At 65.1% G+C, this 18131-nt stretch carries 14 protein-coding genes; 5 read left to right on the forward strand and 9 right to left on the reverse strand.

Annotation, left to right across the window (positions count from 1 at the left end; genetic code table 11):
• Positions 1–9: 9 nt before the first annotated feature.
• The 6 genes from LDO41_RS07775 to LDO41_RS07800 form a co-directional block, all read right to left on the reverse strand.
• Positions 10–1401 carry an HlyD family efflux transporter periplasmic adaptor subunit gene (locus LDO41_RS07775; protein WP_223984355.1) on the reverse strand — a complete coding sequence of 464 codons (1392 nt, stop codon included), beginning with the start codon at positions 1399–1401 and terminating at the stop codon, positions 10–12.
• Positions 1398–3995 (reverse strand): FHA domain-containing protein, encoded by a 2598-nt coding sequence (locus LDO41_RS07780; protein ID WP_377744439.1) that lies wholly within the window; start codon positions 3993–3995, stop codon positions 1398–1400. The genes LDO41_RS07775 and LDO41_RS07780 overlap by 4 nt, the downstream gene beginning before the upstream one ends.
• Before the next feature lie 178 nt (positions 3996–4173).
• Positions 4174–5580 (reverse strand): efflux transporter outer membrane subunit, encoded by a 1407-nt coding sequence (locus LDO41_RS07785; RefSeq protein ID WP_223986812.1) that lies wholly within the window; start codon positions 5578–5580, stop codon positions 4174–4176.
• 234 nt (positions 5581–5814) lie between these two features.
• Positions 5815–6090 (reverse strand): hypothetical protein, encoded by a 276-nt coding sequence (locus LDO41_RS07790; RefSeq protein WP_223984360.1) that lies wholly within the window; start codon positions 6088–6090, stop codon positions 5815–5817.
• A 261-nt stretch (positions 6091–6351) separates the two neighbouring features.
• Positions 6352–6840, reverse strand: coding sequence for a DUF4399 domain-containing protein (locus LDO41_RS07795; protein WP_223984363.1), 489 nt, complete (start codon positions 6838–6840; stop codon positions 6352–6354).
• Positions 6841–6872: 32 nt separating this feature from the next.
• Positions 6873–7298, reverse strand: coding sequence for a DUF4399 domain-containing protein (locus tag LDO41_RS07800; protein WP_223984366.1), 426 nt, complete (start codon positions 7296–7298; stop codon positions 6873–6875).
• Between the two features lie 213 nt (positions 7299–7511).
• Here LDO41_RS07800 and LDO41_RS07805 point away from each other — a divergent pair, with 213 nt between their 5' ends.
• Complete coding sequence (locus tag LDO41_RS07805; RefSeq protein WP_377744432.1) at positions 7512–8813, forward strand: formylglycine-generating enzyme family protein; 1302 nt, start codon at positions 7512–7514, stop codon at positions 8811–8813.
• Between the two features lie 12 nt (positions 8814–8825).
• Here the strand turns inward: LDO41_RS07805 and LDO41_RS07810 are convergent, their stop codons facing one another.
• Complete coding sequence (locus LDO41_RS07810) at positions 8826–10979, reverse strand: serine/threonine-protein kinase (protein WP_223984369.1); 2154 nt, start codon at positions 10977–10979, stop codon at positions 8826–8828.
• A gap of 394 nt (positions 10980–11373) precedes the next feature.
• Here LDO41_RS07810 and LDO41_RS07815 point away from each other — a divergent pair, with 394 nt between their 5' ends.
• The 4 genes from LDO41_RS07815 to LDO41_RS07830 all read left to right on the forward strand — a co-directional run bounded on the left by LDO41_RS07815 (position 11374) and on the right by LDO41_RS07830 (position 15086).
• Complete coding sequence (locus LDO41_RS07815) at positions 11374–11640, forward strand: hypothetical protein (RefSeq protein ID WP_223984372.1); 267 nt, start codon at positions 11374–11376, stop codon at positions 11638–11640.
• A 26-nt stretch (positions 11641–11666) separates the two neighbouring features.
• The gene (locus LDO41_RS07820; protein WP_223984374.1) at positions 11667–11945 is read left to right on the forward strand and encodes a hypothetical protein; all 279 of its coding nucleotides are present in this window, start codon (positions 11667–11669) and stop codon (positions 11943–11945) included.
• Between the two features lie 139 nt (positions 11946–12084).
• A complete protein-coding gene (locus LDO41_RS07825) occupies positions 12085–12303 on the forward strand; it encodes a hypothetical protein (protein ID WP_223984377.1) in 219 nt (72 codons plus the stop codon).
• Between the two features lie 851 nt (positions 12304–13154).
• On the forward strand, positions 13155–15086 hold the full coding sequence (locus LDO41_RS07830; protein ID WP_223984379.1) for a DEAD/DEAH box helicase: 1932 nt from the start codon (positions 13155–13157) through the stop codon (positions 15084–15086).
• A gap of 114 nt (positions 15087–15200) precedes the next feature.
• Here the strand turns inward: LDO41_RS07830 and LDO41_RS07835 are convergent, their stop codons facing one another.
• On the reverse strand, positions 15201–16457 hold the full coding sequence (locus LDO41_RS07835; RefSeq protein ID WP_223984387.1) for an SUMF1/EgtB/PvdO family nonheme iron enzyme: 1257 nt from the start codon (positions 16455–16457) through the stop codon (positions 15201–15203).
• A 142-nt stretch (positions 16458–16599) separates the two neighbouring features.
• Entirely contained in the window at positions 16600–17715 is a 1116-nt protein-coding gene (gene egtD, locus LDO41_RS07840; protein ID WP_223984390.1) for an L-histidine N(alpha)-methyltransferase, read from the reverse strand.
• Positions 17716–18131: the final 416 nt, after the last annotated feature.

The raw sequence follows: 18131 nt of genomic DNA on the forward strand, positions 1-18131 counted from the left end.
CGTAACGGGCTAGCCGGCCACCTGCCGGAATGGATCGAGCCCGAGATCGATCAGCCGCCGCTCGCGAACGACAATCTCCGCGGTAGCAGTCATGCCATAGCGCAGCGGATACTTCTGGTCCGCCACGGCGTAGTAGTCCTGCGCGAGCCGCACGCGCCCTTCATACACTGGCTGCTTGTCCGGCCCCGACGGTTTGGTCGCGGGCGAGATGTATTCGAGCGTGCCCGCGATCAGGCCATAGCGCTGGTACGGAAACGCGCTGAACTTGAGCTTGACGGGCAACCCCTCGCGCAGAAATGCACGATCGCGTTCGGCGATCTCCACGCGCAGCACGGGCCGTGCATCCTTCGGGGCGATGCCGCCCAGCGGCGCATTGGCCTGCACCTTGTCGCCACGTTGCGTCGACGTGACATCGGTGATCACGCCCGACACCGGCGCCACGATCAGCAGGAAGTTGTCCTTGTCGATGTTCTCGAAGCGAATGCGCGCGGCCGCCTCGGCGACTAGGCGCGCGGTCTGCACCTGCAGCCGCAGCTTGTCCTCGGTGCTGCCGATCTCGCGCATCTGCGCGTCGTACTGAATGCGCAGGTTGGCGAGGTCCTGCCCGCTCCCTTCGAGATCGGCGCTGGCCTGCGTATATTCGCGCGCCAGCCGCGCATCGAGTTCACTCAGGCGCGATTGCGCGACGCGCAGGCCGTTCTCAGCTTCCTGTGCGCTGGCGCGTTTGGCTTCCACCTGTGCCTGCGACACGCCGCCGCCACCGGGCAGCGCAAACAAGCGCGCATAGCGGTCCTGCTCCTGCCGCGCGAAATCGCGGCCGCGGCGCGCGTTCTCCAGGTTGCTGCGGGCCTCCTGCAATTGCGCGCGCTGCTGCTCGGCCAGGCGCGTAGTGCCTTCGGCCATGCGATTTTCATGTTGCCGCGTACCAACCTCCAGTTGCTGCTTCAATGCGATCGCGCGGCGCTCCATCAAGGCCTTGCGTTCGGGAAACTGCCGCCACTCGCGCTCGGAATCTTCGAGCTTGAGCTGCGCCTCGAGCGCCTTGGCCGCGGCCTCGATCGCGCCGCGCGCATTGAGGCGCGCAAGCACGTCGTCCTTCGACACCGGCTGCCCCTCGGCCACATAGATATCCGCGAGTTCGCCGTCCACGGGCGCATAGAAGCGGCGCACCTCGGACTCCGGCGCGAGCGTGCCCTGCGCGGTGACGATCACGTCCGCATGACCGAAGAACGACCATAGCAGCGCGCACAGCACGAGCCCCGCGGTGGCCATGATGGTCAGCATCGACAGTCGCGACGGCTCGGCGGTCAGCAACGCGATGCCCTCCGCACTGTGATCGTCCAGCGCTTCATGCAACGGGCGTAGCTTGTTATCGTGGTGATCACGGTTGGTGTCGTTCATCGCCGTCCTCCCGGAGAGGCCGCCACGGTCGCGGTGGGACTCGGCTCGCCAACGAGCGCCAGCTTGGCCTTGAGCACTGCCGGGTCGAGCACCATGCGCAGATCGTTGAGCGAGCGCCGCTGCAGGTCGACTTCGGCCTGAATATCGTCGCGCGTCTTGCTCCACTGCGTGATCTCATCCGCCTTCAGCTGCGTATAGATGCGCAGGCCCTGCCGCGCATCGGCCTGCGCGTCCGCCAGCAGCTTGGCCTGCGAGCGGAACTTGGCCGAGATGCCGGCCTCGAGCCGCTGCTCGCCGCCGATCAGGCCGTTGTTGCGATACTGCCGCCATGCCGTGGCCGCGCGGTTGAGCAACAGGTTGGCGCGCCGCAGCGCGGCCTCGCGAATCGCGTTGACGTCGCCGTCGATCGCGCGCACGTACCATGCGTCAGCATCGGGGTCGAGCATGGCGTGCAACCCCAGCAACTGGTCTTCGTAACCCGCACTCCCACGCGCGCGCGGCAGCGCGGCGAACTGCTCGAGCACCTGCCGCTTGTGCGCGATGTCCTTTGAGAGTTCATCGGCCCATGGCCCCGCCTCGATGCGGCCGAGCGCGCTGGCCGCGGCTTCTCCCTCGCCGCGCAGCCATGCCTGCGTCGCCGCCACGTATTGCTCCGCGATCGATGCCGGTGGCAGCTTCTCCGCGGCGAGCTTGTCATACGCCGCGCGGAACGGCGGCGTGGTGAAGTGCACTGCCGCCATCTGCGCGGTCAGCGGACCTAGCATGCGATTGCGCAGCGCCTGAATCAGCGCGATGTATTGCTTGAGATCCGCGTCGGTCCCATCGAGCCCGGCAAGGCGCGGATACTTGTCGCGGTACTCGGCAAGCATCGACTGCAATGCTTCCGGTTGTTCTCGCCCAAGTTCCGTGGCGATGGAGGCATTGAGCCGTTCGATCGCAGCCAGGTACACAGCGTCGTCGTTCTGCAGCTTGCGCAGCGCGCTGAGCGTGCCGGCATAGGTCTCGCCAAACACCGGCACCGTATTCGCGATGCGATCGAGCGCACGCTGGTGGGCTTTGGCGTCCTGCTCCCAATGCGCGAGCAGGCGGCGGATCTCGCCCTCGTCGCGATACAGCCGGATACGCGCATCGTCTCCGCCACGCTCCGCCGCAAAGCGGCTTACGCTGCCGACCCATGCCAGTTCGTCGACCAGCGCGCGCGCATCGGTGTTGTGGCGGCTGCTACCGCGCATGTGCGCGAGGACGGTCTCGGCACCGACGAAATCGCGCGTGCGCAGTTTCTCTATCCAGGGCGGCACGAACGCATTGAGCATTGCCTCGGTGCCGATCGCCTGATACTTGGGGTCGCTTGGATGCTGCGCGAGATAGTCGTCCGCGACTTCCGCCGCGCGCGCATATTGATGGTCGGCCATCAGCCGATCGAGCGAGCGGTCTGGCGCACTGCGCCAGTAGAGGCCGCCGCCGACCACGCCCGCCGCGAGCACCACTGCCACGCTCCAGCGCACCGCGCGCGCGGTCTGCGCGCGATCGCCCAGGCCGAATGTGCGTGCTACCTCAGCGCACATCAATGCGGCCCGTCCGCGTTTGCGTGGCGCCGGCGCATGCGCACCGCCCTGCGCGGCATGGGCGGCATCGGGCATGGGTTCCAGATTGACTTCATCCTCGTGCTTCGCGGCGTAATCCACACAGAAGATATCGAGAAACGAATCGGCCGCACCGACGAACGTGGTCTTGTCGGGGTCATCCTCGATGACCGGGCTCACGCCCGCAGGGGTACCCGCCGCGCCCATATCGCTGGCCGGAACCGCAACCGGACGCTCGACAACCGACGAGCGTGTCGCAGTCGCATCGCCATCCGCCTCGTGCTCGATATCGAGTCGATAGACGAAGTGCGTGCCGCCAAATGCAAGCACATCGCCGGGCCCAACCCGCACCGCGTGATCGCCGAGCCGTGCGCCGTTGACGAAGGTACCGTTGGTACTACCGAGGTCCTCGATCCACGGCGCGCCGCCCTTGAGGTACAGATGCGCATGGCGCCGCGACAGGTAGTTGACCTGATGCGGATAGGCGTCGCGATAGCGCGCGAAGGTGTCGTCGGCCTTGCTGACCAGAAACGGAAAGCCGGTGATCACGATCGGTTGCAGGCCAACGTCCTGACGCATCGGCGTCAGCGCGACGGCAAGACCGCTCTGCTGCACCGGCGCGCGCGGATACAGCCGCACGCGATACGACAACTCCGCACCGAAGCTCAGCTCATCGCCATCGCGCAATGCGGCTGGCTGCTGCGCCACCACCGCACCGTTTACGTGCGTGCCGTTCTTGCTACCGAGATCGGCCACATACACAGCACCGTCTTCCGAGAAGATGCGCGCGTGCCGGCGCGAGAGCACTGACGTGGCATCGGTCGGATACGCCGCGAACGGCGCTTCGCCACGACCGATCGCGAACAGCTCCTCGTCGATGCGGATCTCGCCGAGATCGGGCCGCGACAGTGGCGTCAGCAGGATATCGAATGCATGGGCCGTGGCCGACTGAGCGAGGTTGCGATCCACCTTTGTCGGCACTTCCATGATCAGAGCATCGTCGCGCGTCATGTTTCCAGACAACCAACAGTCGGGCCGGGGGCGCGGCGTCGTGCGCCGGCAATGGCGGCCGGCAGCGGAGAGAGGCGCGAGAGGCGGGATGTCACGAGTAAGACCATAGTAGGCGACGCATCGGATGAGTCAATCGGCCACAGCGCACATGGAGACCGTCGCGAGTACGTCCGAATCCTCATTGCGGCTCGCCGACGATCGTGCTCACCGGGCCCTCCGCTGGCGCATTGCGCACCTGTTCCGCAGGCCATCCACCGCCGAGTGCCTTGTAGAGCGTGACGGTATCGGAAAGAATCTGTTGGTGAACTTCCAACAGCGCCAACTGCGCGGTCAGCAGCGAACGCTCGGTCTCGAATACTTCGAGTTGCGAGACCACGCCCTCTTTCAATTGCGCCTCGATCTGCGCCGACACCACACGCAACTGATCGACCTGTTGCTGCAATTCGATGCGCTGCTTCTTGTGCGCATCGACATTGACGAGCGCGTTCTCCACCTCTTCGAACGCGGTCATCACGGTACGACCGTACTCGTTCTCCGCCACGCCAATACCGGCCTCGGTCGTCTTGACGCGCGCGCGGATGTTCGGGTCGAGCATCGGCAGGTTGATGCTCGGCATAAAGCCGAACGTGAATGACTTGAGCAGATCGGACAAGGCGAAGCTCGCGGTGCCGCCACGCGCGGTCAGGCTGACGCTTGGCAGTTGCGCCAGCCGCGCCTGGCCCACGATGTTGTACGCCGACAGCACGCGATACTCGGCGGCCACCACATCCGGCCGCCGCGCGAGCAGTTGCGACGGCAGTCCCGCAGGCACCACGGGCAACTTGACGCGCTCCTGCAGGCGCCCCGCCGGCACCTTGAGTTCACCGGCTGGCACGCCGACCAACGTGGCCAGCGCATTCTCGGCCACGTTGCGCGAACGGCGCAGCTCGATCAGATCCTTGGTCAGGCGGTTGATTTCCGCCTGCTGCTGCATCACGCGGATCTGCGGCACGAGGCCATTGGCGTACATCGCCTTGTACGTGGTGAGGATCTCGCCATTGCGGCTAACCGTGCGCGCCTGCTGATCGACCTGTTCATCGAACTGCAGAATCTGGAAGTACGTGATCGACACGGCGGACACCAGCGTCAGGTAGCCCGCACGCCAGTCGGCCTCGGTCGCGCGGAATTCGGCGGTCTGTGCCTGCACGCCCTTCTCGACCTTGCCCCACACATCGATATCCCAGCTGACCTGGGCACCGAGGTTATAGGTGCGTACGAGGGATTGTCCCGTGGTCTTGTCGAAGCTTGCGCCCGCGCCGATATCGAACACCGGCAGCGCGCCCGCACGCGCCTCGCCGATCTGTGCGTTGGCCACGCGAATGCGCGCGGCTAACACCTTGATGTCGTAGTTACCCGCCAGCGCGCGCGTAACGAGTCCATCCAGATACGGATCCTGGAACCCGTGCCACCAGTTCGGCACGATGGTCTCGGCAGGCGATACCGTGACCACGTCGTCGCGCGACCATGCGGCCTTGGCCGGTGTTTCCGGGCGCTTGTATTCGGGAGGCCGGAAATCCGCGCAACCTGCAATGACCAGGAGCGTCATGGCGATCAGCGTGGACGGAGCGATGCGGGATGCGTGGAACACGTTGTCCTCCAGCGGCAGAGGCTGTGCCGTGCGTGCGCGCGCGCATCACGGCAATCTGTATTGTGGTTCGGCCGAACAGCGATGGAGGCGGTGAGCAAAAAAAAAGCCGGGGGCAGAGGTGTCCCCGGCGGCAAGCTCCCCGTGCGGTGTAGCTTCGATACCGCTGTTCTTTATGGGTGATGACGTTGCCGATCAGCGATACACGGTGTTGCTGGCGTTCTGGTTCGTGTTCACGTTGTTCGACAGATGGTCCTGGAACGCGGAGCCGTTGGCGAACATGTTGTTCACTTCCTGCATTTGCTGATTCGATTGCGTGATCTTGGTCGTCGAATCGAAGGACAGCTTCACCGGGTGATAGATCGAGGTGTACGGGGCAAAGTTGAAGCCCGTACCGCCGCGTACGGCTTGCATACCCTTGGCGTCGAGGGTTTCGGTGACGGACAGGTCGGTGATGGTCAGCGTGGTCATGGCAGTTCTCCTTGAGAGATTTGGGTGCTACGTGGTTTCAGTGTTGAGCATCGGGTTGGTGTCGCGCTCGGTACTGATATCGCAGCAAGCGTGCCAGCGCATGGGCCAGCGCCTAAAGAAAATTGCAATGCCTTGAAAACACAGGGAAAGCGGGAAAAAACGCGGGGTTGCCGGAGGGTTGCGCTGGCACAGGGGACCAGGCGAATGATGGGGCCGCGCCAACAGTCCGCGTGCGCGGTGTTGGCACGCCCCCGACAGCGGTCATCGCACGTAGATCGTGATCTTCTTCGAGTAGATCGGCGGGGTGGTCGGGATGTGTTTCTCGTCGCCCATGAGCAATTGCAGCGTGTGCTTGCCGGGCGGCAGTTCGATCGTGGTCTCGGTCTCGCCCGCGCCGAAGTGCAGATGATTGCGATCGTTCGGAATTTCCTTGTCGAGCGGCGGCAGGTCGACATCGATCAGCAGATGGTGGTGTCCCGTATTCGGAAACTTCACGTCCTTGGGCGCCACGCCCATGTTGCGCAGCCCGAACCAGACCTTGATCGGCTTGCCCGCGGCAAAGGTCTGATGATCGTTCGGATAACCAATATAGAGATACCCGTTGGGCGGCGCCGCCGTGGGGCCACCGGTCTTGGCGGCACTGCTCTGCGCGGATTTTCCGCTCGTGCCCTGCGCGACGGCGAAACCTACCGACGTCGCAAGCGCGACGACAAACAAGGCGGCGGACAAGGTAGCGATCGGCTTAATCATGGCGTGACTCCCCCAACGCGCACGTCGGTGCGCTAGCGCACGGTGATCGTGATCTTCTTTGAGTAAATCGGTGGGTCGAACGGAATGTGCTTGCTGTCGCCCATCAACAACTGCAGCGTGTGCTTGCCGGGTGGCAGTTCGATGCGCGCATCGGTCTCGCCCGCGCCATAGTGCAGATGGTTGCGATCATTGGGGATTTCCTTGTCCATCGGCGGCAGTTCGACGTCGACGAGCAAGTGATGGTGGCCGCAGTTGGGACGCTCGATGCCCTTCGGACAGACGCCCATGTTCTTGAGGCCCATGCGCACCCAGAGTTTTCCGCCGTCGATCACCGCGCCGTCGTACGGCCAGATGATGTACGCCTCGGCGTTGGCCGGTGCGGGTGTGGGTGTGGAGAGCGAGGGAATCAACGCGAGCAGCGACGCCGCAAGCGCATGGAGCAGGGATCGTCTGGACATATACGCTCCTCCCGGTCGTTTTTTCTTGGTGGACGTTGTGACGCAGTGCGCTCGTCGACGTGTCCTTCAGCGTAGGACGGATGACATGAAAAAGCGAACCCGTCACGCGGGCTGAAGACGCTGTGCTATCTTGAAAAGAGCCGTGTGCAGGTCACGGCGGCTTCACCCGCGCCCGATGCGAGCCTGCCGGGCGAATTTGACGGAGCCTTCGACATGTGGCGGAAAACGCTTGTGATGTTCAGTATCGGTGTCGTGCTCCAGGGACTCGCCATGTTGCCGGGCGTCGGGCTTTCGGTGGTTCCCGCCGCGCATGCCGGCATCCTGCCGAAAGACAGCAACGAGCAATACGAGCTGTCGTTCTGGGACTCGATCAAGAACAGTAACTATGCGAGCGATTACGAGGCCTATCTGAAGGCGTATCCGAATGGCCGCTTCGCGGCGCTCGCCAAGGCTCGCATCGAACGCATCCGCGCGACCGCACCGGCGGCGCCGACGACGACGGATAGCAAGGCTGATAGCAAGGCGAGCACGAAGGCGGATGCCAAACCGGCCGCGAGCGCACCCACGACGCCCGCGCCAACCACACCAGCAACACCACCAGCCGCCGCACGCACACCGGCCCCCACGGCGACCACGCCCCCACCCTCCCCCTCGACACCGCCCACGAGTTCGACGCGCCAGCGCCCGGGCGGCAGTACTTCGTCGGGCAGCATCACATATCCGGGCGAGGGCAAGCCGGCCACATCGGCAGCAACTTCGGCAGCAACTTCGGCGGCCGCGACATCCGCTGCCGCCGCGCGCGGCGGCGAACTACGCGATTGCCCGACCTGCCCGGTGCTGATCTCGCTCTCGCCGGGCGGCTTCACCATGGGCAGCAGCACGAGCGATCCGGCCGAACGCCCGCCTCATCATGTCAGCATCGGCCAGCCGTTCGCGATCGGCAAGTTCGAAGTCACCGTCGAGCAATGGAATGCCTGCGTGGACGCCAGTGCCTGTCCACGCATTGCCACCAACGGCGAGGCGAAGAACGCGCCGGTGCGCGACGTCAGTTGGGACGACGCACAGCAATACGTGGCGTGGCTGTCGAAGACCACAGGCAAGACCTACCGCCTGCCCACCGAGGCCGAATGGGAATACGCGGCGCGCGGCGGCACCAGTTCGGCCTATTGGTGGGGTGACCAGATGAAGAAGGGCAACGCCAACTGCAAGGACTGCGGCGACCCCTGGAGCCAGGACGCGCCTTCCGATGTCGGCTCGTTCCCGGCCAATCCGTATGGCCTGCACGACATGAACGGCAGCGTCTGGGAATGGGTCGGCGATTGCTGGCACAGCTCCTATAAAGGTGCGCCGAGCGATGGTCGCGCCTGGGACGAGAACGGTTGCACCGCGCGCGTGATTCGCGGCGGCTCGTGGCGCGAAGGCGCGCCGTACATGGTGTCCTCGACGCGCTTCAAGTACAGCACCAGCGTGCGGCAGTCGCAGAACGGCTTCCGCGTGGCGCGCGACATGAAGTAACCAGCGGAGTCACTAGCGCGCGCGCGTGGAAATCTGCACGAGGTCCGCGCTGATGCGATCCTTGCCGTACTTGCCCGCCATCTGCGCGAGCGGCTTCTCCAGCGCGCGCAGATAGTCCTGGCGTGTCTCGAATTCGGGCCGCCGCGTCTCGAACAGCGGCGCCGGCGTGGTCAGCAACACCACGAGCTCGCTGCCAAACGGTTTCGATACGATCCAGTCGCCACCATCGCCGATGGTCGCGTGGTAGCTCGCGGGGGCCTGATTGCCCTGCACGCGCTTGCTCGGCACCAGATGCGCCACCTTGCCATCGACCACGTAGTAGTCGACATAGACGTAAGACTCATGCGGCGGCGTCGATAGCTCCATCACCAACGGCATGCCTTCCGTCAGGCGCGTGTTGCCGCCGCGCGCTCGTAGCGTGGCCGCATCCTGCCGGCTGGCGCTCGCCGACCAGTAAGGCGCCACCAGCTTCACCACATCGCACTTGTCGTCGCCGAGCGGCTGCAGGTCGAGCTTGACGCTGCCCGCACCGGGCACCGCATTGAGCTTCTCGCGTAGCGGCTTCACGCCGACACTTTCGGACACGTAGCCGTTGACGTACAGGATGCTGCCCTCGATACGCGCGGACAGCAGTGAGCATGGCACCGCCGCGAGTACGGGCGTCACGTTCGCCATCGACAGCGGCGCGGTTGCCGGCGCGCGCGCGGCGGTCGCCTCGGCGGCCGACGATGCCGGTGCCGAAGCCACTTCACCGTTGGTGGATGAGGTGCTTGCCGATGCCGGTGGCGAGATGGCGGAGGGCGCCGAAGCGACCACCGAGCGCCCCGGGTCTTGTCCCGACTCGCGTGGCGCCACGCCGGTGCGCCACGCGTAATAGCCCACGCCCGCCACCAGCAACGCGCCGACCGCCGCGCCCGCGAGCAACGGTGCACGCATGCCCGCGTGTTGCGGCTCCGCGCCGAGCCCTTCGAGAAACCGCGCGACGGTCGGTGTGCGCGTGGCACGGTCGAGTGACAGCGCCTGGCGCAGCACCTTCCATTGCGAACGCGACAGTACCTTGGGCTGCACGGGCTTGAGGTTGGCCGCGCGCGCCTGGTTCGCGCCCAGCCGGTCGTACGGATGCTTGCCCGTCAGCAGTTCATAGGTCACGCACGCGAGTGCGTAGATATCGTCGCGGGGATCGGGCTCGAGATGCTCGAACATCTCGGGGCTCGCATACGCGGGCGTCATGCCGCCGAGCGAGCCCGCATCGAACACGGTCTGATCGGCGTCGTCGATCGGCTGCCGGAAACCACGCGCAATGCCGAAGTCGATCACCTTCACCTCGCCACGATCGGTGAGGAACACATTGGCGGGCTTGAAGTCGCAGTGCACGAAGCCGCGCTCGTGCGCATACGCGAGCGCGCGCCCCATGCCGATGATGATGGGCAGTGCCTTGGCGTAGGGCAGGCCGGCAAAACCGGGCGCGCGCAGCACACGGCTCAGCGACTTGCCCGACAGATACTCCATGGTCAGGAAAACCGTCGCCCCATCGCGATCGAAGTCGTACACGGTGACGATATTGCGATGCGCGAGCTGCTGGGCCTTGCGCGCCTCGCGCTGCAGCGCCATCAGCGACTTCGGATGCGCGCTGAACTGCAGATTGAGCACCTTGATCGCGATATAAGGCTTGCGGTCCGACGCCTCCAGCTTGCGCAGGTCGAGCGCCTTGTAGACGGTGCCCATGCCCCCCACGCCGAGGCACTCCTCGAGCACGAAGCGTCCGTTCAGCGTGTCGCCCACGCCCTTCACATGCGCGCCGGCGATACCCGGTACCGAAGGAGACGTTGGCGACGAAGGTGATGATGGGGAGGACGGTGTGGACAGTGACGAAATTGACGAGGGAGACGACAGCGACGACGGCGCCGAGGGCGCGCTGCCGTCGCCGGCGCGCGTCTCCTCGGCAATGGGGTCGTATTGCGTGGCCACGCGCGATTCGATGCGGCGCATCACTTCCGTGTACACGTTCGCGGGCAACGGCGTGCGCGTATGTTCCTCGCTCAGCACGCGCGCGAAATGGCCTGGTGTGGTCTCGTCCTCGAGCGCATGGTCGATCGACGCCAGAAACTCGTCGCGCGTCACCCCACCGCTCCGGAAACTGCGTATCAGGTCGGCCAGGCTGGGCATCGAAGCATTCCCGACGTGTGGTTATGAACGGACGCCGCACATGACGTCGGTGACATCACGTCCCCCGTGCATCCTCGATGGATACTAGTGCGCACCCTGCGCATGCGCAATCCGCACAACGCGCTATCGCATGCGCGGACGTTGGCGAACGCACGACACTTGCGCGCCGACTGTTGTCCGCGGCCCACCACATCGACGGCGCGTGACGCTCGCCCGGAACCCTCTCGCAGGCCGTTTGACCGCTTTTTTCCCCGTATTTTCAAGGCATTGCAATTTCTTTAGGCGTTGGCCCATGCGCTGGCACGCTTGCTGCGATATCAGTACCGAGCGCGACACCAACCCGATGCTCAACACTGAAACCACGTAGCACCCAAATCTCTCAAGGAGAACTGCCATGACCACGCTGACCATCACCGACCTGTCCGTCACCGAAACCCTCGACGCCAAGGGTATGCAAGCCGTACGCGGCGGCTTCGGCTTCGCACCCTACACCTCGATCTACAGCCCCGTGAAGCTGTCGTTCGACAAGACCACGAAGATCGACCAGTCGAACCAGCAAATGCAGGAAGTGAACAGCATGTTCGCCAACGGCTCCGCGTTCCAGGAGCACCTGCGCAACAACGTCAACACCAACCAGAACGCCAGCAACTACGTCGGCTGAACGCTGCCGTGACTGAGGAGACCACCATGTCGACCATCGTCGTCCGTGACCTTGCTCTCAGCAAGGACCTCGACAGCAGCGCACTCGCCACCGTCCGCGGCGGCAGTTCGTGGCTCGATCGAGTCGGTGTCGGAGCCACAGGCCCGCTCGCCAACGTCAACATCAATATCAACCAGAGCGTGCAGCAGCTGCAGCAGATCAACGTTGCCGCGCTCAACAACAACGGTGTGATTGGCAGCGGTCTCGGCCGCGTCAAGATCAACGTCGATCCGTCGCAATGGGGCGGCAACTGGGCGGCGGTCTGAACGGCCGGCGTACGGGAGCGGTCGCGCGGGCAGGCTCTCGCGACCGCTTGCCTATACTGGAGTGGACCCGCGCCCGCCCCGGCGCCGTCGTGGCGGCACACACGCCGCGCGCGACACGGTCCCCATGCTGGAGAACGCCATGGCAGTCATCGTCATCAGGGATTTGTCGGAGAACGTGGACCTCGACCGCGAGGCAATGTCCGCGATCATGGGGGGTGCCCGCGCGGCAGGCTCGCCCCGCTGGCAGTCGATCCGTCACGGACACGTGACGCGACTGATCCAGTATCCGCAAGGGTTTCCTGGCAAGCCATCGGTTGCAGGGCAGGAACGGGCAGGCGGCGTGCTATCGCGCGAGTAGACACGCGCACGCCGCTGGCAGCAGTACCAGTCGAGACGTCAAAAAGAAAAGCCCGCCAAGCGATTGGCGGGCTTTGTGGTTGCGGACGGGCCCGGATCCCCTGGGTCACGTCACCGGCAAACTCCGGTCATTTCCTGCGTCGTACCAGCTTTGGCCGTAAATCCCATCCACTTGCGTGGACAGCCATCCGGACCACCCGGACGGTCGGGCCTCCACCTGCCGACGACAAATGACCGCAATCCCGGCACCGAACGGCATGGAAAGTTGCCGAAGGAGATCGGCGGGACACGTTATCGTCCGCCCCGGGCGGGCACCGAGTGCTCGCGTTTCCCAGTATAGAAACCCCGGCCTACCTTTCAAGTCCGCATCGGACACATCTGCTTACGTTTCGCAGTGCAACATTATTCTGCGTGTTCTGATATACTTCGCGCCGTGAGTTTCGCACTGTGAGTTCCGCACCACGCCAGCTGAAGTTTGAAGCGAAGTTTCAAAACGGCGTATCCGCAGCCCTCCCAAGCTCTGCCCCCTGCTTCTGTCCACGCAACATTCGAGACAGGTGCCGGCCAGATCGCACCGCTCACCGCATTTTTGCGACTAGTTGCCTCGTCTCCGATCCTGTTCCGAACAGCCTGAATTCTGGAGCTGTTTGCCTGTCAGGGACCCGCCCGGATTTTCCGCGCGCCCCTGCCTGCCGCCGTATTCACAGCCCACAGCACACTGCTGAGTTCTGTCGAACGGCCTCACCGATTGGCGCCGAAGCCTTTTTAAGACTTTGACCTTGGGTTCGCCCATCGCGCCCACCCCGTGTTTCGAAACGCCGGGGTGTATGCATCACTGAAAAACCAAACGACATGACCCAGCACGAATTCCGTGCGGAGCAAGCTATTGCTTCCGCAGACACGCCGATTTCGCAAGATTCGATCGCCACGCAAAGCCCGCTCGACAAGCTCGACGCGATGCTCAACGGCGACGCGCCTGCCACCGGCGAGATTCAAGCTCAAGCAGGCACCACCGAAGGCACCGCCAATGACGGCACGCCGAATGGCTTTGCCCTGCTCGGCCTCGACGCCGCCATCCTGCGCGCGCTGAGCGACGCCAACTACAACACGCCGACGCCGGTTCAGGCGCAGGCGATTCCCGCCTTCCTCGCCGGCCAGGATCTGCTGGTCTCGAGCCAGACCGGTTCGGGCAAGACTGCTGCATTCATGCTGCCCGCGATCCAGCGCATCAGCGAGAAGGCCGCGCCGAACCGTCCGCGCCTGGACGAGCCGGCCAAGCGTATCAAGGGCAAGCGCCCGCGTCCCCAGGCCGCGCAGCCGTCGCTGCTGGTCCTGACGCCGACGCGCGAACTCGCGCTGCAGGTGACTGAAGCCGCCGCCAAGTACGGCCGCTATCTGCGCCGCATCGTGTGCGCCAGCATTCTGGGCGGCATGCCCTACCCCAAGCAGCTGGCAATGCTCTCGAAGATGCCTGACATCCTCGTGGCCACGCCGGGCCGTCTGCTCGACCATATCGAAGCAGGCCGTATCGACCTGTCCGCACTCGACATGCTCGTGTTCGACGAAGCCGACCGCATGCTGGACATGGGCTTTGCCGACGACATCGACGCGATCGTCGCGGCTACGCCGGCTTCGCGCCAGACGCTGATGTTCTCGGCCACGCTCGACGCACGCATCGCCCAGCTCGCCTCGCGCCAGCTGCGCGATCCGCAGCGCATCGAGATCGCCGCCGTGCGCGCCGACCAGAGCAATATCGAACAGCGCCTGCACTACACCGACGACATGTCGCACAAGGAGCGTCTGCTCGACCATCTGCTGCGCGACGCCACGCTCAAGCAAGCGATCGTCTTCACCGCCACCAAGCGCGATGCGGACTCGCTGGCCGAGCGCCTGTCGGACACCGGTTTCTCGGCCGGCGCACTGCACGGTGACATGACGCAGGGCGCGCGCAATCGCACGCTGACGGCACTGCGCCGCGGCAACCTGCGCGTGCTGGTGGCCACCGACGTGGCCGCACGCGGTATCGACGTGCCGGATATCACCCACGTGGTGAACTTCGACCTGCCGAAGCAGGCTGAGGACTACGTCCACCGCATCGGCCGTACCGGTCGTGCTGGCCGTTCGGGCGTCGCGATCAACCTCGTGAATCACAACGACGTGTTCCAGTGGCGCCGTATCGAGCGCTTCACGAACAATCGTGTGGACGCTTCGACCATCGACGGTCTGGAACCGCGTCGCACCCCGAAGCCGCGTCAAGGCTTCGGCGGTGGCAAGCCGGGCGGCGCGCCGCGCGGTGGCAGCGGCGGCGGCTATCGTGGCAGCAACCCGGGTGGTGGCTACCGCGGTGGCAACAGCGGCAGCGGCGAGCGCACCTTCGGTGATCGCAACTTTGGTGACCGCAACGGCGGCGGCGAACGTCGCTTTGCCGGTGGCGAAAACCGCGGCTTTGGCGATCGCAGCGAAAACCGTGGCTTCGGCGACCGCAGCGAGAACCGTGGTTTCGGTGATCGTGGCGAGAACCGTGGCTTCGGCGACCGTGGCACCGGCGGCAACACCGGTAACACCGGCGGCTACCGCGGTCAGGGCCAAGGCCAGGCTCAGCCGCGTACCTTCGGCGACCGCAGCTTTGGTAACCGTGACGGCAGCCGCGACGGTAACCGTGGCGGCTTCGGCGGCAACCGTGAAGGCGGTCAGCGCGATGGCAATCGCGGTGGCTTCGGCGGTGGCAACAGCGGTGGCGGCTTTGGCGGCCAGCGCAACAGCCGCTCGCGTTACGAGCGTTAATCAAGAGCGTTGATCGTCCTGCCCGTGTTTGACACGGGCAAACGAAAAACGGGCGCCTGAGTGATCAGGCGCCCGTTGTCGTTTACGGCTAGCGGTGACTGGACGACGCTACAGCTACAGCGTGCAACTGCGAAAGCCCACGAACGAGACATCGTCCTCGGGTAACAGCGCCGTGCGCGCGCGCGTATGACGCTGCCGCGGCGCGCTGGCAAACGACACGCCGCGCGCGGCCTGATGCGTGGCAAAACGCCCCACGATCTCGGCGTCCGCCGGACGCGCTTCGAAGCCCGCATAGGGCTCGTACGGCGTGGCGGTCCACTCCTTCAGCGCGCCCCACTGCAGCCCGCGATTCTGCGTGGCTGCCAATTCCCACTCCACCTCGGCCGGTAGCCGGCGGCCGGCCCACACACACCAGGCCTGTGCCTCGAACAGCGTGACGTGGCGCACCGGCTCGTCGGGGTTGAGCGTGCGCAGTGCACCGAAGCGCGACACCATCCACGCGCGCGACTCCGGATGCCGCGACCAATAGCGCGGGGCCGAACGCTCCTGCGTCATCAGCCATTGCCGGCCCGCGGCCGACCACCAGGCGGGATGTTCGTAGCCGCCGTCTTCCACGAAGTCGAGGAAGTGGGCATTGGTCACGAGCGCCGCGTCCATTTCGAAGGCGGGCACATACGTCTGCTGCGGCGGCAATTCGTCGGGCATGGCAAACCCTTCCGCATCGCTCCAGCCCTGCACGAAACGTCCGCCGGGAAAATGCAGCGTCCCCGCAAAGCCGTTGGTCAGCGTCGGCATGGGCGTGGCCGGGCCGACCGGCGCCATGTCGAGGGCCTGCAGCAGCGCGGCGATGGTCTCGCCCTGCGCATCCTCATGAAACAGCGCGCGTCGGAACGCATACAGCGTGTCGTCTTGATCGTCCTGGAGCAGCGCGATGCGGCGCAGCAGTCCATCGAGCACATCCGCGGCATATTGCTTGACCACCGCGACATCCGGCAGCACGATTTCCCAGCGCTCGTCGGGACCGATGCGATCGGGATCGAACCACTCGTCGGCACCATCGAGCCGCGAGGGCTCGCGCGCGACGGGCAGGCGCAGGCCACCATGTTCAAGCTCGTGCACCCCGCGCAGGCACCACCATTCGGCATGCCACGCGATATGACCGAGCGTCCAGAGAGGTGGATTGCAGTCGTACTGGCGCTCGACGTGCCAGCCGCGGCGGGTCTGGCCGAATGCGGCGAGCCAGCCGAGCGTGCGATTGCGCGCTTCTACCAGTGCCTGCGCCAATCCCTCGCGCGGCAGCCGGCGGGCATCGGCCCAGGCCGCCTGGCCACCAGTGAAGTAGAGATCGGGAAGCATGGAGAAGCCGCTCATCGAAGGATCCGTATGAGTAAGGTGGAAGAACGCCGAACCGGGTCCGGACTGCGCGAATTATGACATCGCGGCCCGGACCCGGCTTTTTTGCCGGCTATTCCGACTTCTCGGTCAGGTTACTGCACGCCTGCACCCCACGGCATCACCCGCGTGCGTGGAACACCGCGAACCATCCGCGCGGATCGGTCCAGCACACCGGATCGCTGAAGCCCGCCGCCTCCAGCAGCAGCGCGAAATCGTCGGGACGATACTTGTACGAGTCCTCGGTGTGAATGCGCTCGCCCGCCGCGAAATCGCGCGCGCCACCGGGCCAGTTCACACGCACGTCGCGCGTGGCCGCCAGATGCATCTGCACGCGCGAGGCCTCGCGGTCGAAACTCGCTTCATGCCGCCAGTCGGGCAGCGCGAAGTCGCTGCCGACGATGCGATTGAGGTTGCGCAGCACGTTGCGATTGAACGCGGCGGTCACGCCAAGCGGGTCGTCATAAGCGGTGACCAGCGTCTGGGCATCCTTGTGCAGGTCCACACCGATCAGCACGCCATCGCCCCGCCCGGCGATACCGCGCAGCCGCTGCAGCAGCGCGAGCGCGTCGATCGGCGCGAAATTGCCGATGCTGGAGCCCGGATAGAAGAACAGCCGACGGCCGCGCTTTACGCCGGAGGGCAGATCGAGCGGGCTGCACAGGTCCGCGCCGAGGCCGAGCATGGGGATGTGCGGATGCTGCTGCTGAAGCCGCACGAGCGTGTCGCGCAGGAATTCGACCGAGATATCCACCGCCACGTATTGCGCCGGCTGCAGGCTGCCGAATAGCCGCGCGGCCTTTTCGCAGTTGCCCGCGCCGAGGTCGATCAGCACGCAGCCGCTGCCGGCGCGCGCGGCGATGGCGGGCGCCGCCGCGGCGAAGATCGACGCCTCGGTGCGCGTCGGGTAGTACTCGGGCAAGTCGGTAATCGCCTCGAACAGCCGCGACCCCAGGACGTCATAGAAGAACTTCGGGCTGATGCCAGCCTGCGCTCCGGCGAGGCCCGCGACAATCTCCTCGCGCAGCGCACCGCTGTCCTCGCGGTACTGCTGGACGAACTGGGGTTCAGCTAACTCCGGCGAGGAAACCGCGCGGGCATGCGCATGGCCATTGCCAAGCGGCACGACGGATCCGCCCTGCGAGGGGTGAGTGTCCTGGCGACTGGTGTGGTTCTGGGGGCGTTGCGGGCTCGTGCGGGAAGGTGTGGGGTTCAGCGGTGTCGGTGAGGCCGGCATGACGGTGTCCTTGTTATCGACTGGGCACTACGTGAATCCCTGTAACAGGCCGCGCGCGCTCCGAAACTCCCCCTGCGGAGCGGTACTGCATTGCGAGGCGCGGCTGCCACCGTGGTCCGATTCTGTGTGGTCCGAAACGTACCTGCCGGTGCCAATCAGACAAGCATAGGTGTATATCCTTAGGCGTGCGCTGTCGTTTGCATCGCCTTACAAACTCCATAAGTGTCTTTTAGTGCATATTCGTGCAAATGCGACGCAACATTTTTAAAGGCACTTCGCTTATAATCCGCTCCAGCGCGATCTCAAATGTGATCGCGCCCCTTCAAAGGGGAGTAGCTTGGGGGCCAATGCCCTTAGCACAATCGTCATTCCGAGACGCAGTCATGCTGTGCCTCCGGTTGTGCTGACACTGACGC

It is taken from the genome of Cupriavidus pampae, from assembly GCF_914271485.1.
In the GTDB taxonomy this organism is placed as follows: Bacteria; Pseudomonadota; Gammaproteobacteria; order Burkholderiales; family Burkholderiaceae; genus Cupriavidus; species Cupriavidus pampae.

What these genes read in the sequence shown, in the direction of transcription:
- LDO41_RS07775 (WP_223984355.1), bottom strand. Translation starts at nt 1,401, where the DNA reads ATGAACGACACCAACCGTGATCACCACGATAACAAGCTACGCCCGTTG.
- LDO41_RS07790 (WP_223984360.1), bottom strand. Translation starts at nt 6,090, where the DNA reads ATGACCACGCTGACCATCACCGACCTGTCCGTCACCGAAACCCTCGAC.
- LDO41_RS07805 (WP_377744432.1), top strand. Translation starts at nt 7,512, where the DNA reads ATGTGGCGGAAAACGCTTGTGATGTTCAGTATCGGTGTCGTGCTCCAG.
- LDO41_RS07785 (WP_223986812.1), bottom strand. Translation starts at nt 5,580, where the DNA reads ATGACGCTCCTGGTCATTGCAGGTTGCGCGGATTTCCGGCCTCCCGAA.
- LDO41_RS07820 (WP_223984374.1), top strand. Translation starts at nt 11,667, where the DNA reads ATGTCGACCATCGTCGTCCGTGACCTTGCTCTCAGCAAGGACCTCGAC.
- LDO41_RS07830 (WP_223984379.1), top strand. Translation starts at nt 13,155, where the DNA reads ATGACCCAGCACGAATTCCGTGCGGAGCAAGCTATTGCTTCCGCAGAC.
- egtD (WP_223984390.1), bottom strand. Translation starts at nt 17,715, where the DNA reads ATGCCGGCCTCACCGACACCGCTGAACCCCACACCTTCCCGCACGAGC.
- LDO41_RS07810 (WP_223984369.1), bottom strand. Translation starts at nt 10,979, where the DNA reads ATGCCCAGCCTGGCCGACCTGATACGCAGTTTCCGGAGCGGTGGGGTG.
- LDO41_RS07795 (WP_223984363.1), bottom strand. Translation starts at nt 6,840, where the DNA reads ATGATTAAGCCGATCGCTACCTTGTCCGCCGCCTTGTTTGTCGTCGCG.
- LDO41_RS07835 (WP_223984387.1), bottom strand. Translation starts at nt 16,457, where the DNA reads ATGAGCGGCTTCTCCATGCTTCCCGATCTCTACTTCACTGGTGGCCAG.
- LDO41_RS07800 (WP_223984366.1), bottom strand. Translation starts at nt 7,298, where the DNA reads ATGTCCAGACGATCCCTGCTCCATGCGCTTGCGGCGTCGCTGCTCGCG.
- LDO41_RS07815 (WP_223984372.1), top strand. Translation starts at nt 11,374, where the DNA reads ATGACCACGCTGACCATCACCGACCTGTCCGTCACCGAAACCCTCGAC.
- LDO41_RS07825 (WP_223984377.1), top strand. Translation starts at nt 12,085, where the DNA reads ATGGCAGTCATCGTCATCAGGGATTTGTCGGAGAACGTGGACCTCGAC.
- LDO41_RS07780 (WP_377744439.1), bottom strand. Translation starts at nt 3,995, where the DNA reads ATGACGCGCGACGATGCTCTGATCATGGAAGTGCCGACAAAGGTGGAT.